Below are 23,799 nucleotides of genomic sequence, written 5' to 3' on the forward strand. Positions count from 1 at the left end.
TACAGTCAGGGGCTCAGGCGGCGACGCGGAAGCGCGACACCGAATTCTTCAATTCCTGCGCGAGCTCCGCCAGCTGCCGGATCGACTGCGCCGTCTGCTGCGTGCCGCCCTGTGCCTGTTCGGTGATCGCGAGGATGTGCTGCATATTATGCGCCACACCGTTGGCGGACGTCGCCTGCAGGCCCGCCGCGACGGCCATCCCCTGGATCAGTTCCGCGAGCCGGTTCGACACGCGCGAGATGTCCGCCAGCGCCGCGCCGGCCGCGTCGGTCACGCGCGCGCCCTCGACGACGCCCTGGGTCGACTTTTCCATCGCCGCCACGGCGTCGTGCGTATCGGTCTGGATGGTGCGCACCAGCGCGCCGATCTGCTTGGCCGCATCGCCCGACCGTTCCGCCAGCCGCTGCACCTCTTCCGCCACGACCGAGAAGCCGCGCCCCGCCTCGCCGGCCGATGCGGCCTGGATCGCCGCGTTCAGCGCCAGCACGTTGGTCTGTTCCGTGATGTCGGAAATGAGCTCGGTGATCTCGCCGATCTCCTGCGACGATTCGCCCAGGCGCTTGATGCGCTTCGAGGTTTCCTGGATCTGCTCGCGGATCTCGCCCATGCCGCGGATGGCGTTCTGCACCGCCGTCGCGCCCTGCTCCGCCGCCGCCACCGACTGGCGCGCCACCTCGGCCGATTCCTTCGCGGAGCTGGACACCTCGGTGATCTCGCCCGCCATGCGCAGCATCGTGGCCGACGTGTCCTGGATCTCGCGCGCCTGCTGGCCCGCCGCGACGAGCAGCCGGCTGGACACCTGCTGCGCGTCGTTCGACGCCTGCGTCACCTTTTCCGCCGTGGCGATCACGCGCACGACGAGGCCGCGCAGCTCTTCCACCGTGTAGTTGACGGAGTCGGCGATGGCGCCCGTGATGTCTTCGGACACGGTGGCGTAGACCGTCAGGTCGCCGTCCGCCACTTCCTGCAGTTCGTTCATCAGGCGCAGGATCGCGGCCTGGTTCTGGTCGTTGGTGGCCTTGGCTTCCTCTTCCTTGGCCTGGGCCAGCAGGCGCATCGCCTCCGCTTCCTGGCGCCGCGCGTCGGCGCCGCGCGTGCGGTTGCGCGAATCCTGCAGCATCACGCGCGAGATGCTGCCGGCCGTGACGAGGGTGAAGATCGACGCGGCGACGAGCAGCCAGAACCAGCCGTTCGTGCTGCCTTCGCCGCCGCGGAACGACGCCTGCAGGTCGGTCAGCTGGCGGCGCAGCGCCTCGTTGTCGCGGAAGATGGTCTGCTCGGCGGCCTTGGCGGCCGTCATGTCGGACAGCTTGTCCAGGAAGGTCGCGATCAGCTTCTGGCAGATGTCGAATTTCGACCGCACTTCCTGCAGCTTGGCACGCAGCGCCGGATCGCGCAGCGGGGCCAGGCCCAGCGCGGTGCTGCCGTTCAGCAGGCCGTCGACAGTGGCGCGGAACGTGGTCGTGTCGCGGCCCATCTGGAATGCGGTCTCGGGGCGGATGCCGCCCGAGGTCAGGAATTCGCTGGCGCTGCGCGACAGGCGCTGCGTCAGCATCATCATGCGGCCCAGCGCCGCCAGTTCGCGCGCGCTGCCGCCGCGCGCCGTGCGCTCGGTGAGGATGTCTTCCGTCAGCGCCAGCATGTCCGGCGCCAGGATGTCGAGCTGCTTGAGGTTCTGGTCGAAGGCGATCAGTTCCGGCTTCATCTTGAGGATGCTGGCGGCGGCCGCGTCGGACACGTGCCACTTCTTGCGCACCGTGACCAGCTGGGCGGCGAGGTCGCCGCCCGACGCCGGGATCGCATCGCCGTTGAAGTCGCCGCCGTGCGCCAGCAGGTCGAGGTCGCGCGACAGGGCGATGCGGCTGTCCTGCAGCTGCGTGAAGGCGTCCGGCACGCCCTGCATCGCGTTCGGCGCGGCCTTGCCCACGCGCTGCGAGTGCATCAGCGCTTCGCTGGCGATCTGGGTCTGGCTGCTGGCGATCGCGCCGCTGCCGGCATTGCGCCACAGCGACAGCAGGGTGATGAGAATGCCGATGACGAAGGCGACGAGCAGGATGCGCAACTGGCGCGGCAGCGACAAATGGCCGATCAGCGGCAGGCGCAGGTCGTCGTCGCCGCCGGCCGCGGCGGCGGCCGCGTTCGCCGCGGTGCGCTGCCGGCGTCGCGCCAGCTGGCCCAGGCGCAGCGCCGCGTCATCCGCGGAACCCGTCGGTGCCGTGCCGCTGACCGGGCCCGCCGGGACCGGCGGCGGCACCGCCGGCAGCGTGCCGGGGCCGAACTGCGTGTCGGGCGAGGCCAGCACAGTGCCGGCCTCGCCGTCGCGCGCCTGCGCATCGCCGCCCCCGCTCTTGGGGAAGAAATTCATCGACAGTTTGGATGCGAATCCCATGCCAGCTCCAGTGCAAAACCTGTTGTGATTGATTTACTTACCCGGACTACCTAGCGCGCGACCTGCAGGAACCGTTCCTCGCGCGCGAGGGCGGCCAGCGACAGCGGCGTCCATTCCAGCCCTTCCGCGTCGCGCAGGCGGCCTTCCAGCGGCGCCATGTCGGCCGCGTGGCGCAGGCCCACGACGCGCCCGACCAGCAGGGCGCAGGGAAAACCGAGGCTCGGGGCGAACGTCACGAGACGCGCGCCCGCGGCCGGGAGCCCGTGCGCGGGGCCGTCCGGATCGAGGTAGCGCGCCAGGTCGACGACGCCCAGCAGGCTGCCGCGGACGTTGGCGAGGCCGAGATACCACGGCTGCGTGAGCGGCACCGCGGCCAGCGCCGGCAGCGGCACGATCTCGCCGGCTTCGACGAGGTCCAGCAGATAGCGCGCGCCGCCGATCTCCACGCCCAGCTGGTGCGCGCGCGCGCCGCTGCTCGTGCGCGCGGCCTGCATGCGCTCGAGCAGCTGTTCCTGGTACTGGCGCAGGCGGGCGCGCCGCGCCGCGCCTTTCTGTCCGCCGGCGTCGCTGGCGTTCATGTCAGGCGCCGAGCGTGGCGATCGTGGCCAGCAGCTTGACCGGGTCGACCGGCTTGACGAAATAATCCTTCGCGCCCTGACGCATGCCCCAGATGCGGTCGGTTTCCTGGTTCTTGCTGCTGCAGATGATGACGGGCACGGACGCCAGCTCCGGGTCGCGCGCGATCGCGCGCGTCACCTGGAAACCGTTCGCGCCGGGCATGACGACGTCCATCAGGATCAGTTCCGGCCGGTCGGCGCGGATCTTGGCCAGCGCCTCCTCGCCGTTGTCGGCGGTCGTCACGGTAAAGCCGTTGCGCACGAGGATGTCGGTCAGGTAATAGCGTTCCGTCGGGGAATCGTCGACGATCAGGATTTTTTGTATGGCCACGGTGGGCTCCGCATCGTTGGGTCAAGCCGCGGCGCCGCCCTGCGCATGGTCGCGCACGGCCGCCAGCAGGCTGTCTTTGGAAAAAGGTTTGGTCAGGTAGGCGCTCGAGCCCACCATCGCGCCGCGCGCGCGGTCGAACAGGCCGTCCTTCGAGGACAGCATGATGACCGGCGTGGCATGGAATTTCGCGCTCTTCTTGATCAGCGCGCAGGTCTGGTAGCCGTCCAGGCGCGGCATCAGGATGTCGCAGAATACCAGCGCCGGCTGGTGGTCGTTGATCTTGGCCAGCGCGTCGAAGCCATCCTCGGCCAGCACCACCCGGTAGCCGGCCTGCGTCAGGAATATCTCGGCGGACCGACGAATCGTGCTGCTGTCGTCGATCACCATGATCGTCAAGCCTGTCGGTTGCGTCGTCATATTCGTTTCACTTCAGCATGAACCCGCAAGATAGCATAGGGTCTGGGCCTTGTGCATGAAGTGTTGCGATGCGTCAACTAACCGGTACGCGCTTCATTGAATGAATGACATGAAACATTGGCGGGACGTTATCACCTGTGATCGAGCGGCAAACAAAAGCTCAGATTGCCGTCATTTCGAAATCGTCCTTGCGCGCGCCGCATTCCGGGCACGTCCAGTTCATCGGGACGTCGGCCCAGCGGGTGCCCGGCGGGATGCCGTCGTCCGGCGCGCCGGCGGCTTCGTCGTAGACCCAGCCGCAAATCAGGCACATCCAGGTCTGATACACCTGTGTTTCAGTACTCACGTTCGATTCCTCTTTTCAGTTCAGTGTTAGCCTAACGGTCCCCATCAGATAAAATGGGCGGGAGCTATCTTATTCTACCCGCTGTGCAAAACCAACCGTCTCCACTCATCCTCACGTTCGGGCCCGCGGACCCGGTCGGGGCAATGGGCATCCAGTCCGACGTAACCGTCTTCGCCATGCATGGTTGCCACGCCCTGTCGGTCGTCACCGCCCTGCTCGTGGCCGATTCGGCGCGCGTCGACGACGTCCAGCCCACCGACCACGCCTTCGTCGTCGAACAGGCGCGCATGCTGCTCGAGGACATGCCGGTGGCCGCCATCAAGGTCGGTACGATGGCCAGCCTGGAACAGATCGCCGCGATCGCGGAAATCGTGTCCGACTACGCCGACGTGCCCCTCGTGCTCGATCCGTTCACGTCGTCGCTGCCGGATTGCGGCACGCGCGACGACGACATGATGACCCTCATTCATCAACTGCTCGTGCCGCAGGCCAGCCTGTTCATGCTGTCGCAGCCGGAACTGGCGCGCTTCGCCGACTGCTGGCGCGACCCGGCCAGCTCCGCCACCGTCGCCGAGGACGCGGCGGACCTGACCGGCATCGGCTGCGGCCATGTGCTCGTGACGGGCATCGGCGGCGGCGACGGCACCCGTTGCAACGAGTTGTACGACGGGGACGGCCTCGCCACCGCCCTGCCGTGGTCGCAGCACCTGCCCGGCCCGTTCGTCGGCGCCGGCAACACGCTGTCGGCCGCGCTGGCGGCGCGCATGGCGCACGGCGCCGCTGCCGGGGACGCGCTGCCCGGGGCCCAGGAATACGTCACCGGCGCACTCGCCCACGCCTGCCGCTTCGGCATGGGCCGGCTCATTCCGAACAAGATCTTCCGCGCCCCCGGCGCGGCCACCTGAATGCAAACCACCATGACCGCTACGTCCGACACCACCTCCCAGAACGACATCCTGTTCGCCCGCGCCCAGCAGACCACGCCGGGCGGCGTGAACTCGCCCGTGCGCGCCTTCCGCTCCGTCGGCGGCACGCCGCGCTTCATCACCCGCGCCGAAGGGCCGTACATCTGGGATGCGGACGACAAACGCTACATCGACTACATCGGTTCCTGGGGCCCGGCCATCGTCGGCCACGCCCATCCGAAGGTCGTGAAAGCCGTGCAGGACGCGGCGGCGCAGGGCCTGTCGTTCGGCGCGCCGACCGAGGGCGAGATCGAGATCGCCGAGGAAATCTGCCGCCTCGTGCCGTCGATCGAGCAGGTGCGCCTCGTCTCGTCCGGCACGGAAGCGACGATGAGCGCGCTGCGCCTGGCGCGCGGCGCCACCGGCCGTGACAAGATCGTCAAGTTCGAAGGCTGCTACCACGGCCACGCCGATTCGCTGCTCGTGAAGGCCGGCTCGGGCCTGCTCACGTTCGGCAACCCGACGTCGGCCGGCGTGCCGGAAGACTTCGTCAAGCACACCATCGTCCTCGACTACAACAACGTCCCGCAGCTGGAAGACGCGTTCGCCTCGATGGGCGACACCATTGCCTGCGTGATCGTGGAAGCCGTGGCCGGCAACATGAACCTGATCCGCGCGACGCCGGAATTCCTGCACCGCATGCGCGAACTGTGCACCGAGCATGGCGCCGTGCTGATCTTCGACGAGGTGATGTCGGGCTTCCGCGTCGGGCTCAAAGGGGCGCAGGCGCTGTACGGCATTACGCCGGACCTGACGGCGCTCGGCAAGGTCATCGGCGGCGGCATGCCCGTGGCCGCGTTCGGCGGCCGCGCCGACCTGATGCAGAAGATGGCGCCGATCGGCCCCGTCTACCAGGCCGGCACGCTGTCCGGCAACCCGGTCGCCGTCGCGGCCGGCATGACGACGCTGAAGCTGATCCAGGAACCGGGCTTCTACGAGCACCTGACGGCGCAGACGGCGAAACTGGTCGAGGGCCTGACGGGCGCCGCGCGCGAAGCGGGCATCGCCTTCCGCGCGGATGCGGTCGGCGGCATGTTCGGCATGTATTTCGCGGACGCGATCCCGTCCAGCTACGGCCAGATGATGGCCGGCGACAAGGAGCGCTTCAACCGCTTCTTCCACGGCATGCTCGACGAAGGCGTGTACTTCGCCCCGGCCATGTTCGAGGCGGGCTTCGTGTCGGCCGCGCACGACGACGCCGTGATCGCGGCGACGGTCGACGCGGCCCGCCGCGTGTTCGCGCGCCTGGCTTAAACCAGGCTTATTTCTCGCTTTTGTTACCAAGGGGACACGTTCGCAACGTGTCCCCCATGCTACACTGCGCGCCAATCATGGACCTTCCCCCTACTAACCCGATCGCCCCGGCGCGCTGATTTTCCGGCCGCGCGCCCGTTTTCATTCGCGCCAGGCCCAACATGCCGTTCAAGCTTTTCCGCCGCCTCACCGACAATGCCACCCTGAAATCGCTCGGCCCCGGCCTGATCACCGGCGCCGCCGACGACGACCCGTCCGGCATCGCCACCTATTCGCAGGCCGGCGCGCAATTCGGCTTCAACACGCTGTGGACGCTCGTGCTGACCTACCCGTTCATGGTCGGCATCCAGCTCGTGTCGGCGCGCATCGGCCGCGTGACGGGGCGCGGGCTGGCGGCCAACATCCGCCGCGCCTACTCTCCCTGGCTGCTGTACGTGATCGTCGCCCTGCTCCTGATCGCGAACGTGATCAACATCGCGGCCGACATCGCGGCGATGGGCGAGGCGCTGCGCCTCGTGACCGGCACGGCGTCCAGCGAGCCGTACGCCCTCGGCTTCGGCGTGCTGTGCCTCGTGCTGCAGGTGTTCCTGCCGTACGCCAAGTACGTGCGCTACCTGAAATGGCTGACCCTCGGCCTCCTCGCGTACGTCGCGACGGCGTTCGCCGTGCACATGCCCTGGATCGAGGTGTTCGCGCGCACCGTCTGGCCGCATTTCACGTTCACGAAGGAATCCGTCGCCCTGATCGTCGCCGTGTTCGGCACGACGATCAGCCCGTATCTGTTCTTCTGGCAGGCGTCGCAGGAAGTCGAGGAAATCCGCAACGACCACCACACGCGCGCGCTGCGCACGCGTCCGCGCGACGCCGTCGCCCAGCTGCGCCGCATCAAATCCGACACGTTGATCGGCATGGGCTTTTCCAACATCGTCGCCTTCTTCATCATGCTGACGACGGCCGTCACGCTCGGCGCGCACGGCATCACGGATATCCAGTCCTCGAGCCAGGCGGCCGAGGCGCTGCGGCCGGTGGCGGGCGATTTCGCGTTCCTCGCGTTCGCGCTGGGCATCATCGGCACGGGCATGCTGGCCGTGCCCGTGCTGGCCGGCTCGGCCGCCTATGCCGTCACCGAAAGCTTCCGCTGGCGCAACGGCCTGGACCTGAAAGTCGTGGAGGCACGCGAGTTCTACGGCCTCATCGCCCTCGCGACCCTGGGCGGCGTGCTGCTCGACTTCGCGCCGATCCACCCGATCGAGGCGCTGATGCTGTCCGCGCAGATCAACGGCGTGATCTCCGTGCCCATCATGACCGTCATGATGATGCTCGCGCATAACCGCAAGATCATGGGCGAGTACACGCTGTCGACGCGCCACACCATCATCGGCTGGGTGGGCGTGGCGGTCATGCTGGTGGCGGTCATCGCGATGTTCGCGACCTTGTGATCCCCCACGCGTGGGGCTGCACCCGCGCGGACGGACGTTCTACGATGCGCTCCTCTCATCCAACACCGATCCAGGAGCCGCATCATGCAAACCACCACCGCGTCGTCCCTCCCGCAACCGCAGTTCTCGCGCGCCGGCATCGTCTGGCTCAAGCTGGCCGTCCTTTACCTCATCCTCGGCATCTCGCTCGGCATCGCCATGGGCGCCAGCCAGAATTTCACCTTGCGCCCCGTCCACGCCCACATCAACCTGCTGGGCTGGACGACGATGGCGCTGGCCGGCCTGATCTACAGCGTATTCCCGCAGGCGGGAGAAAGCCGCCTCGCGCGCCTGCATTTCTGGCTGCTGAACCTGGCCCTGCCTGTGATGATGGGCGCGCTCACCATGCTGCTGCTGGGCCATGTCGGCGCCGCGCCCGTCCTCGCGACTGCGGAAATCGTCGGCGCGCTGGCCATCCTCGCGTTCGCGGCGAATCTGTTCCTGAATCTGGAGCGATAAGGAACCCCTGTCCGGTTATACTTGCCTGCGTCATCCTCCGCGGAGAGGCAACGTCATGGCCGTGCGTATCGTTCGCTGTTCCTGTGCCGCGCTGGCGGCGGCGGGCCTGCTGGCCGCCGCGTTGCCGACCCGCGCCGCAACGACCAACCCGCCAGGAACCGCCATGGAAAACAAGACCATATCGCTCGACACCATCCGCCGCCAGGAACAGGCGCTGCAGTTCACATCCTTCGACAACGACGCGGCGCTCGCGATCGGCAACCGGATCGTCGAGCAGGCCAAGGCCGACAAGGTCGCGGTCACCGTCGACGTGAGCGTCAACCGCAACCCGCTGTTCTTCCACGCGATGGCGGGCACGAGCCCGAACAACGCCGACTGGATCCGCCGCAAGAGCAACCTCGTGAACCGCACGGGCCACGCCTCGTTCTACGTGCACACGGACGCCGTCGCCAAGGGCCGCGACTACGACAACCTGCCCACGTTCGACCCGAAGGACTATGCCGCGCACGGCGGCTCCTTCCCCATCGTCGTCAAGGGCACGGGGCAGATCGGCACGATTACGGTGTCGGGCCTCGCGGGCGTGGACGACCACGCGATGGTCGTGCGCGCGCTGAAGTGGTATCTGAAGGCGGACGACGTGCCGCTGTGATTTATTTCAGCCAGCCGCGGTGGCGGAAATACAGGAACGGCGCGATCGCGCTGACGACCATCAGGCCCAGCGACCAGCCGTAGCCGAAGTGCCAGTGCAGCTCCGGCAGGAATTCGAAGTTCATGCCGTAGATGCTGGCGATCAGCGTCGGCGGCAGGAAGGCGACCGAGGCCACCGAGAAGATCTTGATGATCTTGTTCTGGTTGATGTTGATGAAGCCGACGGTGGCGTCCATCAGGAAGTTGATCTTGTCGAACAGGAATGAGGTGTGGCCGTCCAGCGATTCGATGTCGCGCAGGATCTGGCGCGCTTCCTCGAACTGGTCCGTGTTCAGCAATCGGCCGCGCATCAGGAAGCTGACGGCGCGGCGCGTGTCCATCATGTTGCGGCGGATGCGGCCGTTCAAGTCTTCCTCGTGGGCGATCGCATTCAGCGCAGAGGCGGCGTCCTGGTCGGTGAATTCCTTCTGCAGCACGCGCTGGCTGACGTCTTCCAGGCTCTCGTAGATGCCTTCCAGCGCGTCGGCCGAGTACTCGGCGTCCGTCGCGTACAGGTCCAGCAGCACGTCCATATAGTCTTCGATCGAGCCGGGGCGCGAGCGCGCGCGCAGGCGCACGAGGCGGAACACCGGCAGATCGTCCGTGTGGACCGAGAACAGGATTTTCTTGGCCAGGATGAACGCGACCGTCACGATGCGCGACGGGCCGTCCTCTTCCTCGCGCAGGAAGTCGGTGCGCAGATGCAGGTCGCCGTTTTCCGCCTCGTAGTAGCGGGCCGACGCCTCGATGTCCTGGACTTCGTCCTCGCCGGGCAGGATCACGCCATAGGCCGCCTTGACCCAGGCGCGCTCCTCGTCGGTCGGGTCGAGCAGGTCGACCCAGACGGCAGGCGCGTTCTCCAGATCGGCACGCGACGCGATGGGCACCTGGTTCAGTCGGCCATTTTGTAGGACAAATACGTTGATCATGCGCTGCTTTCTCGGCCGGGTTCGGAAACAGCGCAAGTGTACCCGTAAGCCCTGAGCCCGGCCAGCCCGTACACACGTTTTCCCGAGCAATAACCCAAATTCGGGGTCAGACCCCATTTCGTTGGAAATTCGGGGTCAGAGCACTTTTTGGGGCAATGGTCAGAGGGAATTTTTGAAGCGTTTGCGCCACGAAAACATCGCGTGGCGAACGCACATCCGGCGGAACCGGGCCGAACTCCGCGCATCGAAATGTGCTCTGACCCCGAATTTCAGGAAAAAAGTGCTCTGACCCCGAATTTAGGGGAGTTCGGCGGCATTCATGCGGCGCTGGATGACCGCCGTGCGGCGCGCCAGGTAGCTCGTGTCGCGGTGGCGGTCGTAGAAGCGCGGGTTCGGCAGCATGACGGCCAGGCGGGCGCCCTGGGCCGGGGTCAGGTTCGCGGCCGGCACGTGGAAGTAGTGGCGCGCGGCGGCTTCGGCGCCGAATACGCCGCGGCCGAATTCGACCACGTTCAGGTAGATTTCCAGGATGCGTTCCTTGTCCATCACCGCCTCCAGCATGTAGGCGATGACCAGCTCCTGGCCCTTGCGCAGATAGTTGCGCGAGCCGGACAGGAACAGGTTCTTCGCCAGCTGCTGGGTGATCGTCGAACCGCCGCCCACGACCCTGTGCTTCTTGTTGTTGCGCTCGTAAGCCTTTTCCAGCGCGTCCCAGTCGACGCCGTCGTGGTCGATGAAATTGGCGTCCTCGGACGCGATCACGGCCCGCTTCAGGTTGTTCGAGATGCGCGCGTACGGCACCCACACGTGTTCCAGCTTCGCGTTCGGGTTCTGCGCGCGCAGCGCCGCCAGCTGCTGGCGCATCATGCTCGTGGACGACGGATTGAATTGCGTCCACCAGCACACCATCGCAAAGAAGTACAGCTGCAGCAGGACGACAAGCAGCAGCGGCCCGAGGATAATCCATTTCAGCCAGCGCCGGCCGCCCGTCTTCGCGCGCGCCGGCGCACGCGCCTTGAGCGTCCCGATGCCGCTCATGCCGATGCGCGCATGCGGGCCAGCAGGGCCGACGTCTCCGGCCGCACGCCGCGCCAGATGGCGAACGCCTCCGCGGCCTGTTCGACCAGCATGCCGAGGCCGTCGCGCGCGGTCGCGCCGTGCTGCGCCGCGAAGCGCATGAACGGCGTCGGTTCCTTCCCGTACATCATGTCCAGCGCCAGCGTGCCCGGACGGAATGCCGACGCGGGTACCGGGGGCAAGTCGGCCGACAGGCTCGCGGACGTCGCGTTGACCACGACGTCGAACGGGCCGGCGATCCCGTCGAAGCCGCAGGCGGAAATCTGTCCCGGATACGCCACGTGGCCGGCGAAATGGTCGACGAGCGCATCGGCCGTCGCGCGCGTGCGGTTGGCGATGACGATCGCTTGCGGCCGCTCGCGCAGGAACGGCAGGATCACGCCGCGCGCCGCGCCGCCCGCGCCCAGCAGCAGGATGCGCTTGCCGGCCAGCGGCACGCCGGCGTTGCGCACGATGTCGGCGACGAGGCCGGGGCCGTCCGTGTTGTCGCCGACGATCTCGTTGCCGTCGAAGCGCAAGGTGTTGACGGCGCCGGCCAGGCGCGCGCGCTCTTCCAGCCGGGTGGCCAGCGCGGCCGCTTCCAGCTTGAACGGCACCGTCACGTTGGCGCCGCGATACCCCTGCGCGACGAGACCGCGCACGGTGTCGGCGAAGCCGTCCAGCGGCGCCAGGCAGCGTTCGTACGCGATGTCCTGGCCGGTCGCGGCCGCGAAGGCGGCGTGGATGTCCGGCGATTTGCTGTGGGCGATCGGGTTGCCGATCACGCAATATTTATCTGTCATTCACTCTCCTGTCAGCCATCCCCGCGCAATTCCGCCTGCAGTTTTTCCTCGCGCGTGAATTTGAAGCGGGTGACGACGATCCACAAATCGTCCTTGTCGGTCGACCGCATATTGGCCGGGAATTTGCCGAACGGCGCGGCGCGGCGCACGATGGACAGCGCGGCCTTGTCCAGCGCTGGATTGCCGGAACTGCGTTCGATATGCGGCCCGCCCTCCTTTTCGTAGAGGGTGCCGTCCTGGAAGATCGGGATGTAGACGACCAGCTCGCCGTACAGCTTCTTCCCGTTCTGCTGCGGGAAATTCAAGGTGCCGATTTCCTCCACGCGCTTCTGCATCGCCTTGTAGTACATGGCGTAGCCGACTTCGCGCGTGCTGGGGCTGATGAAGGTCTTTTTCGGGCGCTTGTTCTCGTCGGAGATGCGCTGGGTGATCTCGGCCGTCATGCGCGCGATGGCGCGGGTGGAATCGAGATTGTCCTCGCCCGTGCGGCTGGGGTCCGGCTTGGCCTGGTCGGCGACGGGCATGCGGTTGAACTGCGACTGGCGGACTTTCGTCAGGACGCTGTTCTGTTGTTGTTCCAGTTCGGCGATGCGGCGCTGCAAGGCCTTGATGCTGTCGCCGTTCTCGACCTTGCGCAGGTCCGGCAGCGGCGACTGGGCGCGGCCGGCATCGGCATTGCCGCCGCCGTCCAGGTTGGCCTGGGCCAGCGCCTCGGCCTTGACGGGCGCGCGCGCATGCTTGGCGTTGACCAGGATGACTTCCAGGCCCGGATCGGCCGGCTGCAGCCGGAACGCGTCCGGCGCGGCGAAGCGGATCGCCAGCAGGGAAGCGTGCGCCAGCACCGAACAGGCGATGGCGATCATCAGGGGACGGTTGTGTCGGAGGGTGTTCACGCGCTGCGGGGTGGGACGGTTGGGGTCATGGAACTCCCCATTCTACCGTGCGGCGCGGCATCTTTGGTAGGGTGGGCACCCTGTGCCCACCGTGATGTCGCCGCGGCGCGACCATTTGGTGGGCGCAGGGCGCCCACCCTACATCATCGAATGCATTTTCGACAATTTATGCCGCCTGCGGTTCCTCCGGGCCGGCCTGCTCGCCGGCCACGTCGGTCTGCGTCTCCGGATCGGTGACGGCCACGGCGCCCTCGGCCTCGGCCGCCTCCGCCGCCGCCGCTTCGCCGGTGTCGGTGCTCTCTTCTTCCTCGTCCAGGCCCAGCTCCGCCGCGGCTTCGGTCGCCACGGCGGCCACTTCGAGCAGGCGCGCTTCCAGCGACAGGTCGACCTCGTCCCAGCGCACGATGTCCAGGCGGACCTGGGCACCGCGCGCCGCCTGGGGCATGCCCGGCAGGCGGATCACGAGCGGGATCTCGACGAGGCGCAGCACCTCGTCCTTCAGCACGACCGCGTCGACCTGTTTCGCGTTTTCCTGCGCCAGCCAGCGCAGGCACCAGTAACGCTCCATGTTCTGCTGGAAGTCGTTATAGGCGGAGTAGGCGGCGTCGAAGGCGGAGACGATCGAGAACAGCGTCGCGTCGCGGTGCTTGAACGGCGCGACGAGCGGCGCCGTCACGCCGTTGCTGGCGCAGGCGAGGATCTGCCACTGGTTCACGAGGTCCGTGTAGCGGCGCAGCGGCGACGTCGACCACGCATATTGGTCGACGCCGAGGCCCTGGTGCGGCGCCGCGTGCGTGACCATGCGCACCTGCATCTTGGCGGCCCAGCCGCCGGCACCCGGCCCCTGCGAGCGGTAGATGCCGGGCACGCCGCAGTCGTGCAGCAGCTTGCCCCACGTGCTGTTGGCGAAGATCATCAACTCCGCCACGATCTTGTCCAGCGGCGCCCCGCGCTTGCGGCGCACGATCGTGACGACGTCGTCCTCGACGTAGAAATTGAAGTCGACGCGGTTCGCCTGCTCCGGTTTCAGGCCGAACGCCTCCCGCTTCTTCATGCGGCCCGCTTCCAGCTGCAGCGCCCATTGCCACAGCAAGCCCAGTTCCATCTTGTGCGGATAATCGCCTTCGCCATTGCTCAACGTCTCTTCGTTGACGACGTCGTCGAGGTCGTTGTGGCGCAGGTTGTTCTTGACCGGCACGCGCTCGGCGCGGGTCGTCGTCGACAGCACGGTCCACGTGGCCGGATCCAGCACGGCATACAGCGACAGCGCCGGGCAGTCGTTGCCTTCGGCCAGCGTGTAGGCGTCGACGACCTCGTCCGGCAGCATCGTGATCTTGTCGCCCGGCATGTACACGGTCGACATGCGGGCGCGGGCGATCTTGTCGATGGCGTCGTCCGGACGGATGCCCAGGCCCGGCGCCGCGATGTGGATGCCCACGCGGACCGTGCCGTCGTCGAGCTTTTCGACGGAGAAGGCGTCGTCGATCTCGGTCGTCGTCACGTCGTCGATCGAGAACGCGGCCACGTTCGCCAGCGGCAGGTCGGCCGGGGGCGTGGGCACGGCCACGGGCGCGAAGCCGGCGCCGCGCGGGAAGTGCTCGAACAGGAAGCGGCCCATGTGCAGCTCTTTCGCCGACGCGATGCCGCCCGTGGACAGCATCAGGCGCGGGGCCGTCGTCTGCAATTCGTCGGCGGCCGTTTCCAGGGCCTTGTATTCGATGCCGTTCTTGTCCGGCTTGAACAGCAGTTGCTGGACGAGCGGCTGCATCGCCTGCGGCAGCTTGCCAGCCTTGAGTTCCTCGACGTACGCGGCCTGCACGACGGCCTGCTGCTTCTTTTTCTCGATGCCGGCCAGCGCCGCGCGCAGCGATTGCTCCGGCGCCGCCTTGTAGCGGCCGCGGCCCTTCTTGTAGAAATAGATCGGGGCGCCATGCAGGGCCAGCACGAGGCCGGCCGCTTCGAACGGCAGCGGCGCGTGGCCGAAGTATTCGGCGCCCAGTTCCGCGAACCCGAATTCTTCCTGGCCCGCGACTTCCCACAGGAATTCCAGGTCGACGTCCGCCGCGACGGCCTTCGCCTGCTCCAGCAGCGTGGCGGGATCGGGCTTGTCGAATTGCAGCAACACGTCGCGCGCCTTGACCTTGGTACGCTTCCCGCTCGGCATTTCGACCTGGTAGGCCTCGCCCGCCTGCGACAGCACGGTGCCGACCTTGAAATCGCCGGACTCTTCGAAAAATAAGTTCATGTTTATTTCGTATTCATATTGGTTGCGGCCAGGTCGAGCACCTCGGGCAAAAACACCTCGGTGACCAGCAGCAGGCCCTGGCGGCGGCGATACACGCAACGCCGCGCAAAATAGGTTGCGTCCGTCGGACCATCCCGGCCGAGCGCCGCATGCACCCGCGCCAGCAACGGATGACCGGGACGCAGCCGCGCGAATTCAAGCTCGCCGCGCGTGACCCTCGGGTCGTAGAACAGCGTGGAGCCGAGCGAACGTTCGCCCAGCGCCGAAAACAATGGCCAGTCGCTCGCGCTCGCGCTCATCGGCACGACGGTGTGGCCGTACACGACCGGCCGGCCGTCGCAGCGCAGCAGCACTTCGCGTTCCCACACGTGCCGGGGCCGCGCCAGGCCGATGGCGCCGGCCTCGTCCGCCAAGCACACATTGCCCGCCTGGCGCAATTTCTGGACGCGAAAATGATGGCTGTGCGCGATCAGGCGCGCCGTCAGCGAGCCCGGTGTCGTCAGCCAGTCGCGCATCGCGGCCGGCGCGCCCACGCCGCCCGCATGCGCCAGCCAGCGGGCCCGGCGCAGCGATGCCGGCCTCACCTTGCCGGGTCCGATCCGGCGCCGCCTTGCTGATGATCACCCAGGCAAAACGCCAGCACCTCATCGACATACTGCTCGAATTCCGACACGGCGTGGTCGCTGCCCTGGATGACGTGCTGGTGCGCGCCCCTGTAATGTGCAACCATGTCGCGGTAGTCCAACACCTCGTCGCCGGTTGCGGCCAGCAGGAAATAGCGCTCCGGCCGCGTGATGGTGCCGACCTTCAATGCGGCCAGCTCATCGATGTACTCGCGCTTGAATTCGAACGGCTCGCCCGTATGCCAGGCCGTCGTGACGCCGACGTGCTGGTCGAGGTCTTGCAACGGATCGACGGCCGGGTTGATCAGCGCCGCGCGGCAGCCGAAGCGTTCCGCCAGCCACGTCGCGTAGAAGCCGCCCAGCGACGAACCGACGATCGCCAGCGCATTTTCGCCCTGTGCCGCATGCCGCTCGACCAACGTCAGCACGAGATCCATCGCGGCCTTCGGCGACGGTGGCAGTTGCGGGCAAATCAGGTCGCCCGCGCGGCCGGCCGCCGCCATGCGCTGCTGCACGACGCGTGCCTTGAACGAGCGCGGCGACGACCGGAAGCCGTGCAGGTAGAGTAGATGGCGTGTCCCGCTCATGCCGCCAGCGCCTCCAGCAGCTTCTGGTGGACGCCGCCGAAGCCGCCATTGCTCATCACGAGGATGTGGTCGCCCGGCTGGGCGGCCTGGACGATCGCCTGCACCATGTAGTCGAGCTGGTCGAAGCTGTGCGCATTGGCGCCCAGCGGTTTCAACGCGTCCGCCAGCGACCACCCCAGCGCCTGCTGGCTGCCGAAGCCGAACACGAGGTCGGCATCCTTGAGGCTGCCCGGCAGCGCATCCTTCATCGCGCCCAGCTTCATCGTGTTCGAGCGCGGCTCCAGCACGGCGAGAATCCGGCCGCTCGTCCCAATCTTCTGGCGCAGGCCGCCGACGGTGGTCGCGATCGCGGTCGGGTGGTGCGCGAAGTCGTCGTACACGGTCACGCCCTTGACCTTGCCGCGCACTTCCATGCGCCGCTTGACGCTCTGGAAGCGCGCCAGCGAATCGATCGCCTGCGCGGGCGGCACGCCGACGTGGCGGGCGCAAGCGATGGCGGCCAGCGCGTTGCTGCGGTTGTGGTGGCCCGTCAGGTCCCAGTGGACGGTGCCCTGGTTGTCGCCCTTGAAGAGCACGTCGAAGCTGGAACCGCCCGGATGCTCGACGAGGCTCCAGTCCACGCCTTCGGACGCGCCGAAGGTTTCCTTCTCGCTCCAGCAGCCGCGCTTGAGGACGCGCGCCAGCGACGCCTCGTCGCCGTTCACGACGATGCGGCCGACGCCAGGCACCGTGCGCACGAGGTGGTGGAATTGCGTCTCGATGGCGCCGATGTCGGGGAAGATGTCGGCGTGATCGTATTCCAGGTTATTCAGTACGGCCGTCTTCGCGTGGTAGTGGACGAATTTCGAACGCTTGTCGAAGAACGCCGTGTCGTACTCGTCCGCCTCGATGACGAAGAAATCCGAATCGGTGTCGCCGGACAGGCGCGCCGACACGCCGAAGTTCAGCGGCACGCCGCCGATCAGGAAGCCCGGCGAATAACCGGCGTCTTCCAGGATCCATGCCAGCATCGACGACGTCGTCGTCTTGCCGTGCGTCCCCGCGACCGCGAGCACCCATTTATTGCGCAGAATGTGGTCGCCAATCCATTGCGGGCCAGATACGTACGGCAGGCCGCGGTTCAGGATTTCCTCGACGAGCGGATTGCCGCGCGTCATGACGTTGCCGACGACGTACAAGTCCGGGTTCAGGCTCACCTGTTCGGGCCCGTACCCCTGGATCAGTTCGATGCCCTGGGCTTCGAGCTGGGTGCTCATCGGCGGGTAGACGTTGGCGTCGCACCCGGTGACGCGGTGGCCGGCCTCTTTGGCCAGCACCGCGAGGCCGCCCATGAAGGTGCCGCAAATGCCGAGGATATGGATGTGCATGACGTGCCGAAATAAAGGTGGCTGTGAAAGCGAATACGCGATTCTACCAAACACCTCCCTCCCCGCACTTTAGTTAGCGGTAAGGCCGTGCTCCCGAACCGGCACGAACCTATATAATCGTTGTCAACGGTTTTGTCCGTTCGAGAACAGTCCCGGACGGCGATACAGACGATGACCAAATTTCAGGGAAAGTCCCTGGAAATGCTCGGGCAGGACGGCGAACTCGCCCTGTATCGGGGATTTGCCGGCGACGCCACCTCCTTCCTGATGCTGGCGGCGCTCGACGAGCATCCGGCACCGGCGGCGCTTGCCCGCCTGGAACGCGAATACGCGCTGAAATCGGAGCTGGACCCGGCATGGGCAGTGTGTCCCCGCGCCCTGATGCACGAGGCGGGCAGGCTCATGCTGCTGCTCGACGATCCCGGCGGCGAGTTGCTCGAAAGCCGGCTCGGGACGGCCCTCGACCTGGCCACCGTGCTCGCACTCGCCATTCCGCTGGCCACCGCCCTGGGCCGGGTCCACGCCTGTGGACTCATCCACAAGGACCTCAATCCGTCCCACGTCGTCGTGCGGGGCCACGAGGTCCGCCTGCTGGGATTCGGCCGCGCGTCCCGGCTGCCGTGCGACCGCCACGTGCCGGAACCGTCCGAGATCATCGCCGGCTCCCTGCCCTACCTGGCGCCGGAGCAGACCGGCCGCATGAACCGTTCGGTCGACGCGCGCTGCGATTTCTACGCGCTGGGCATCATTCTCTACCGCATGCTCACGGGCGAACTGCCGTTCGCCACCACCGATCCGCTGGAAAGCATCCACTGCCATATCGCGCGCCAGCCCGTTCCGCCCGCCGAAAGAATCCCCGGCCTGCCGGAACCGGTCTCGGCCATTGTCATGAAGCTGCTCGCCAAGATGCCCGAGGCGCGCTACCAGTCCGCAGCCGGCCTCGTGGCGGACTTGCGCCGCTGCCAGGAAAAATGGCTGGCGCAGGGGAAGATCCGGCCGTTCCGGCTCGGCAGCCGGGACGTCTCGGAACAACTGCGGGTGCCCGAGCGGCTGTACGGGCGCGAAGCCCAGGTGCGCTGCCTGGTGGCCACCTTCGACGACATGGTCGCGACCGGCAACAGCAAGCTGGCGCTGATCTCCGGCTATGCCGGCATCGGCAAATCGGCGGTCGTCAACGAACTGCAGCGGGCAATCGTGGCGCCCCGGGGCTTGTTCGCGTCCGGCAAATTCGATCAATACAAGCGGGACATTCCCTACGCGCCGCTCGCCCACGCTTTCCAGACCCTCGTGCACCGGCTCCTCGGCACCAGCGAAGCCGAACTGGGCCGTTGGCGCGACGCGCTGCTGGAAGCCGTCCATCCCCACGGCCGGTTGATGGTCGACCTGGTGCCGGAACTGGAAATCATCATCGGCGCGCAGGCGCCGGTGCCGGACCTGCCGCCGGTGGAGGCGCAAAACCGCTTCCAGCGGGTGTTCAAGAAATTCCTGTCCGTGTTCGCCCAGGCCGCGCACCCGCTCGTCCTGTTCCTCGACGACCTGCAATGGCTGGATGCGGCCACGCTGCGCGTCCTGCACGACGTGATGACCGAGGAGGAAGTGCGCTATCTGCTGCTGGTCGGCGCCTACCGGGACAACGAAGTGGGCCCCGATCATCCCCTCCTGCCGCGGCTGGATGCGATCCGGCGCGCCGGCACCGGTGTGACGGAGATTGTCCTCGCCCCGCTGCCGGTGGACAGCGTGGCCGACATCCTGACCGATACGCTGCACCGCAAGCGCCGCGCCGTCGAACCGCTGGCGGCGCTGGTCCACGCCAAGACGGGCGGCAATCCATTTTTCGCCATCCAGTTCCTCCTGGCGCTGCACGACGAGGGCCTGCTCGCCTTCGACGCGCGCAAGGCGGCCTGGACGTGGGATCTCGAGCGCATCCGCGCCAAGGGTTACACGGACAACGTCGTCGACCTGCTGGTCGAAAAACTCGCCCGCCTGCCCGCCGCGACCCGGGACGCGCTGCGCCAGCTGGCCTGTCTCGGCAACAGCGGCGACGTGGCCACGCTGGCCATGGTGCGGGGCGAAACGGAGGAAGCGTGCCACCGGGCGCTGTGGGAAGCGCTCCGTGTCGGCCTCGTGTGGCGGCAGGACACGTGCTACGCCTTCCTCCACGATTGCGTCCAGGAGGCCGCCTATTCGCTCATCCCCGCGGCCGGACGGGCGGCCGTGCACCTGCATATCGGCCGGCTGCTGCTGGCCCATACGCCGCCGCAAGAACTGGCGGAGAACATCTTCGAGATCGTGGGCCAGCTCAACCGCGGTGCCGCCCTGATGACGGCGCCCGCGGAACAGGTGCACCTGGCCGAACTGAATCTCGCGGCCGGCAAGCGCGCCAAGGCGGCGACCGCGTACGCGTCGGCCCTGGTCTTTTTCAGCACCGGCTGCGGCCTGCTCCCGCACGACTGCTGGGACAGCCGCTACGCCCTCACCTTCGCGCTGGAACTGGGGCGGGCGGAATGCGAAACGTTGAGCGGCCGGACGGCGGTGGCGGAAGAACGGCTGGCCATGCTGGCGCGGCGCGCGGCCGGCCTGGTGGACGCGGCCGCCGTCGCCTCGGCCCAGATCGCGCTGCAGGCGATGCTGGACCGGCCGGACCGCAGCGTCGCGGCGGTGATCGACTATCTGCGCCGCCTCGGCATCGAATGGTCGCCGCACCCGACGGAGGACGACGTCCGGCGCGAATTCGACACGATGTGGCGGCGCATCGACGGCCGCGCCATCGAGGACCTCATCGACTTGCCGTTGACGACCGAGGCGCAATGGCGCGGCACGCTCGAAGTCCTCATGTGGGGCCAGGGGCCGGCGCTGCACACGGATGCGAATCTCCTCTGCCTCATCGGCGCGCGCATGGCGAACATCAGCATGGAACACGGCAACAGCGACGCGTCCTGTCTCGGCTATATCGTCCTGGGCACGGTGCTGGGCCCGCACTTCGGCGACTACCGGGCCGGATACCGGTTCGGCAAGCTGGGCCTGGACCTGCTCGAGCAGCGCGGCTTGCAGCGCTTCAAGGCGCAGACCTATCTGGGGTTCGGCTTCCTGATCAGTCCGTGGGCGCGCCACGTGACGATCGGCATCGACGCCGTGCGCCGCGCTTTCGACGCGGCCCGCGAGAGCGGCAACCTGGTGTACGCGTCCTATTGCTGCAACTGCCTGATCACGCTGCGGCTCGCGCACGGCGCCCCGCTCGGCGAGGTGCAGCAGGAGGCCGAGCATCTGTTCGGCTTCGCGCAGAAGGCCCGGTTCGGCCTCGTCATCGCCACCATGAACGGACAGTTGATGCTCATGCGGGCCCTGCGCGGGCTGCCGCAGCAGTTCCGCTTGTCCGGCAACGTGGCCTGCAGCGAGGACGAGTTCCGGCTGCACCTCGCAGGCGATCCGCACGTGGCCGTCTCGCACTGCGCCTACTGGATCCGCACGCTGCAGATCCGCTTCTTCGACGGCGACGCCGCCGGCGCCCTCGACGCGGCGGCGCATGCGCACGCGTTGCTCTGGACCGTGCCCTCGTTTTTCGAGTTGGCCGTGTATCACTTCTTTTGCGCGCTGGCGAGCGCGGCCCGCTACGACAACGCGCCCGACGGCGCGCGGCCCGAGCTGCTGCAAGCCCTCGCCGCGCACCACCGCCAGATCGCCGCCTGGGCGGCGAACTGCCCGGAAAACTTCCGGAGCCGCGCCGCGCTCATCGCCGCCGAGATCGCCCGTATCGGCCACCGGGACATGGAGGCGATGCGCCACTACGAGGACGCGATCGGCGCCGCGCGCGAACAGGGCCTCATGCAGGTCGAAGCCCTGGCCTACGAACTCGCGGCGGATTTCTACCGGGCGCGCGGTTTCGCGGAGATCGCCAACACCTACCTGCGGCAGGCGCGCGCCGGCTACGCCCGCTATGGCGCGGATGCCAAGGTGTCCCAGCTCGACCGGCGCCATGCCCGGCCGGCCGGCAACCGCCCGTCCGCGACGGCCCCGGCGGCGGCCGACACGTCGAACCGGCAACTGGACATCACCACGGTCGTGAAGGCGTCGCAGGCGGTCTCGCGGGAAATCGTGCTGCCCGCGCTGATCGAGACCCTGATGCGCATGACCATCGAGCACGCCGGCGCCGACCGCGGCTTGCTGATCCTGCCCAAGGAAGGCGAGTTCCAGGTCGAAGCGGAAGCGACCAGCGCCCGGGCCGACGTCGACGTCGTCATGCGGCCCGGCCCGGCGAGTTCGGCGGCGCTGCCCGCCTCGCTGTTGCGTTACGTGGCGCGGGTCCGGACCAGCGTCCTGCTGGACGACGCCGGCGCGCCTCACCTGTTTTCCGAAGATCCGTATTTCGAGACGCAGTCGCCGAAATCGATCCTGTGCATCCCCCTCATCAAGCAGGCGAACCTGGTCGGCATCCTGTACCTGGAAAACCGCCTGGCCCCGCGGGCCTTCACGCGCGACCACCTCGCCGTGCTGGAACTGCTCGCGTCCCAGGCCGCCATTTCCCTGGAAAACGCCACGCTGTACGCCAGCCTGCAGGCGCGCGAAGCCCGCATCCGCAAGCTGGTGGAATCGAACATCATCGGCATCGTTTTCTGGGGCATGGACGGCAGCATCACCGACGCCAACGAAGCGTTCCTGCGGATGGTCGGCTACTCGCGCCAGGAGTTGCTGGCCGGAGAGGTGCACTGGGAACGCATGACGCTGCCGGAATACAAGGCGATCGATGCGCAAAAACTGGAAGAAGTGCGCGCCACCCGGACGAGCACGCCCTACGAAAAGGAATTCCTGCGCAAGGACGGCACCCGCCTGCCCGTGCTGCTCGGCGCCGTCCTGTTCGACGACTCGCCGGACCATGGCGTCGCCTTCGTGCTGGACCTGTCCGAGCGCAGGCGCGCCGAGGAAGAGCGGCAGGCCCGGCAGGCGGCCGAGGCGGCCAACCGCGCCAAGAGCGCCTTCGTGGCGAACATGAGCCACGAACTGCGCACGCCCTTGAACGGCATCCTCGGCTATGCCCAGGTGCTGGAACGCGACCCGGCACTGGGCGAGCGGCAACTGGCCGCGGTCAACGTCATCCGCAAGAGCGGCGAGCACTTGCTCACCCTCATCAACGATATCCTGGACATGGCCAAGATCGAAGCCGGCAAGATGGAGCTCTACCCGGTCGACGTCCAGCTCGTCCGGTTCGTGCAGACCGTGGCCGACATCGTGGGGGTGAAAGCCGCGCAAAAGAACTTGCACATGGCGTGCGATCTCGCGCCCGACCTGCCGGCGTGGGTGCGGGCCGACGAGAAACGGCTGCGCCAGGTCTTGCTCAACCTGCTGTCCAACGCCGTCAAGTTCACGGACGCCGGCCAGGTCACGCTGCAAGCGCGCTTCATGCCGCCGGATAGACTCGGCTTCGAAGTGCGCGACACCGGCATCGGCATCCCCTCTGATCGGCTGGAAGCGATCTTCGAGCCGTTCGAGCAGGCCGGCGACGTGCGGCGGCACATGGCGGGCACCGGCCTGGGCCTGGCGATCAGCCGTCAATACGTGCGCCTGATGGGCGGCGAGATCCAGGTCGACAGCCGGGTCGGCCGGGGCAGCACCTTCCGTTTCGAGGTAACGGCGCCGCCGCTGCCGGCGCCGGCGGCCGCGGCGACGTCCGCGAACGTGACCGGCTATGCGGGACCGCGCAAGAAAGTGCTGGTGGTCGACGACGTGCCCGAGAACCGGGCGGTTGCGACCGACCTGCTGACGTCGCTCGGCTTCGACGTGACCGAGGCGGCCGACGGCCAGGCTGCACTCGAGACCGTCCACCGCCTGCATCCCGACCTGATCCTGCTGGACATCGCCATGCCGGGGCCGGACGGGCTGGAGGTCGCCCGCAGGTTGCGCCGGCAGGACGCCTTCCGGGACGTGCCGATCGTCGCGTTGTCGGCCAGCGTATCGACCAGCGACAGCGAGCAATGCCTGGCGGCTGGCATGAATGCCTTCCTGCCGAAGCCGCTCGACACGGACAAGCTGCTGGCGCTGATGGCCGGGCTGCTGCACCTGGAATGGACGCATGGCGTCGCGAAACCGGCACCGCGTCCGGCCGGCGGCCCGGTCGTCGTGCCGCCGGCGGAGGAGATGGAATCGTTGTACCGGCTGGCCCGGCTGGGCAATATGCAGGAGATCATGGCGCAAGTCGAGCGCCTGGCCGGACAGGACGAACGCTACCGCCCCTTTGCCGACCAGTTGAGCGCGCTGGCCAGGGGCTATCAATCCAAGGCCGTCCTGAGTCTGGTGGAAGGCTACCGGACAAGCGATTCGGGCCCGTGACGCCGCGATGCCGGGACGCACCCCGCGCGGTG

General features: G+C 67.6%; 19 protein-coding genes. 6 read left to right on the top strand and 13 right to left on the bottom strand.

Translation table 11 applies throughout. The annotated features are described in order from the left end of the window. Nucleotides 1-13: 13 nt before the first annotated feature. From ISF28_RS03400 to ISF28_RS03420, 5 genes are all read right to left on the bottom strand, one after another. Nucleotides 14-2,389, bottom strand: a complete 2,376-nt coding sequence (locus tag ISF28_RS03400) for a methyl-accepting chemotaxis protein (protein WP_198115757.1) — start codon at nt 2,387-2,389, stop codon at nt 14-16. Between the two features lie 50 nt (nt 2,390-2,439). Further along, entirely contained in the window at nt 2,440-2,967 is a 528-nt protein-coding gene (locus ISF28_RS03405; RefSeq protein WP_198115758.1) for a chemotaxis protein CheW, read from the bottom strand. A gap of 1 nt (nt 2,968) precedes the next feature. Beyond that, nucleotides 2,969-3,337 carry a response regulator gene (locus ISF28_RS03410; RefSeq protein WP_370663384.1) on the bottom strand — a complete coding sequence of 123 codons (369 nt, stop codon included), beginning with the start codon at nt 3,335-3,337 and terminating at the stop codon, nt 2,969-2,971. Between the two features lie 21 nt (nt 3,338-3,358). Next, nucleotides 3,359-3,754: a response regulator gene (locus ISF28_RS03415; RefSeq protein WP_198115759.1), complete on the bottom strand. Its 396-nt coding sequence runs from the start codon at nt 3,752-3,754 to the stop codon at nt 3,359-3,361. 160 nt (nt 3,755-3,914) lie between these two features. Next, nucleotides 3,915-4,067 (bottom strand): rubredoxin, encoded by a 153-nt coding sequence (locus ISF28_RS03420; RefSeq protein WP_036235743.1) that lies wholly within the window; start codon nt 4,065-4,067, stop codon nt 3,915-3,917. A gap of 86 nt (nt 4,068-4,153) precedes the next feature. On the opposite strand from ISF28_RS03420, the gene thiD reads away from it, so the two are divergent. From thiD to ISF28_RS03445, 5 genes are all read left to right on the top strand, one after another. Next, the gene (gene thiD / locus ISF28_RS03425) at nt 4,154-5,005 is read left to right on the top strand and encodes a bifunctional hydroxymethylpyrimidine kinase/phosphomethylpyrimidine kinase (protein ID WP_267876939.1); all 852 of its coding nucleotides are present in this window, start codon (nt 4,154-4,156) and stop codon (nt 5,003-5,005) included. A 12-nt stretch (nt 5,006-5,017) separates the two neighbouring features. After that, complete coding sequence (gene hemL / locus ISF28_RS03430; RefSeq protein WP_198115761.1) at nt 5,018-6,319, top strand: glutamate-1-semialdehyde 2,1-aminomutase; 1,302 nt, start codon at nt 5,018-5,020, stop codon at nt 6,317-6,319. A 161-nt stretch (nt 6,320-6,480) separates the two neighbouring features. Further along, a complete protein-coding gene (locus ISF28_RS03435) occupies nt 6,481-7,758 on the top strand; it encodes an NRAMP family divalent metal transporter (protein WP_198115762.1) in 1,278 nt (425 codons plus the stop codon). An 84-nt stretch (nt 7,759-7,842) separates the two neighbouring features. Further along, complete coding sequence (locus ISF28_RS03440; protein WP_198115763.1) at nt 7,843-8,256, top strand: hypothetical protein; 414 nt, start codon at nt 7,843-7,845, stop codon at nt 8,254-8,256. 55 nt (nt 8,257-8,311) lie between these two features. Next, nucleotides 8,312-8,905, top strand: coding sequence for a heme-degrading domain-containing protein (locus ISF28_RS03445; protein WP_229518860.1), 594 nt, complete (start codon nt 8,312-8,314; stop codon nt 8,903-8,905). Between the two features lies 1 nt (nt 8,906). Here the strand turns inward: ISF28_RS03445 and corA are convergent, their stop codons facing one another. The 8 genes from corA to mpl form a co-directional block, all read right to left on the bottom strand. Further along, nucleotides 8,907-9,872, bottom strand: coding sequence for a magnesium/cobalt transporter CorA (gene corA, locus ISF28_RS03450; RefSeq protein WP_198115764.1), 966 nt, complete (start codon nt 9,870-9,872; stop codon nt 8,907-8,909). Nucleotides 9,873-10,169: 297 nt separating this feature from the next. Continuing rightward, nucleotides 10,170-10,910, bottom strand: a complete 741-nt coding sequence (gene mtgA / locus ISF28_RS03455) for a monofunctional biosynthetic peptidoglycan transglycosylase (protein ID WP_198115765.1) — start codon at nt 10,908-10,910, stop codon at nt 10,170-10,172. Then, nucleotides 10,907-11,731, bottom strand: coding sequence for a shikimate dehydrogenase (aroE, locus tag ISF28_RS03460; protein ID WP_198115766.1), 825 nt, complete (start codon nt 11,729-11,731; stop codon nt 10,907-10,909). Before aroE ends, mtgA begins: the two co-directional genes overlap by 4 nt. Nucleotides 11,732-11,742: 11 nt before the next feature. Beyond that, the gene (locus tag ISF28_RS03465) at nt 11,743-12,594 is read right to left on the bottom strand and encodes a TonB C-terminal domain-containing protein (protein WP_198116163.1); all 852 of its coding nucleotides are present in this window, start codon (nt 12,592-12,594) and stop codon (nt 11,743-11,745) included. Between the two features lie 196 nt (nt 12,595-12,790). Beyond that, complete coding sequence (locus ISF28_RS03470) at nt 12,791-14,869, bottom strand: ribonuclease catalytic domain-containing protein (protein WP_198115767.1); 2,079 nt, start codon at nt 14,867-14,869, stop codon at nt 12,791-12,793. Nucleotides 14,870-14,871: 2 nt separating this feature from the next. Then, a complete protein-coding gene (locus ISF28_RS03475) occupies nt 14,872-15,453 on the bottom strand; it encodes a chorismate--pyruvate lyase family protein (RefSeq protein WP_198115768.1) in 582 nt (193 codons plus the stop codon). Further along, entirely contained in the window at nt 15,450-16,079 is a 630-nt protein-coding gene (locus tag ISF28_RS03480) for a YqiA/YcfP family alpha/beta fold hydrolase (RefSeq protein WP_198115769.1), read from the bottom strand. The genes ISF28_RS03475 and ISF28_RS03480 overlap by 4 nt, the downstream gene beginning before the upstream one ends. Beyond that, nucleotides 16,076-17,446, bottom strand: a complete 1,371-nt coding sequence (gene mpl / locus ISF28_RS03485) for a UDP-N-acetylmuramate:L-alanyl-gamma-D-glutamyl-meso-diaminopimelate ligase (protein WP_198115770.1) — start codon at nt 17,444-17,446, stop codon at nt 16,076-16,078. The genes ISF28_RS03480 and mpl overlap by 4 nt, the downstream gene beginning before the upstream one ends. A 171-nt stretch (nt 17,447-17,617) precedes the next feature. Between mpl and ISF28_RS03490 the strand changes: the two genes are divergently transcribed. Next, the gene (locus ISF28_RS03490; RefSeq protein WP_198115771.1) at nt 17,618-23,767 is read left to right on the top strand and encodes an AAA family ATPase; all 6,150 of its coding nucleotides are present in this window, start codon (nt 17,618-17,620) and stop codon (nt 23,765-23,767) included. Nucleotides 23,768-23,799: the final 32 nt, after the last annotated feature.

This window comes from Massilia rhizosphaerae, assembly GCF_016093545.1.
Classification (GTDB): Bacteria; Pseudomonadota; Gammaproteobacteria; order Burkholderiales; family Burkholderiaceae_D; genus Telluria; species Telluria rhizosphaerae.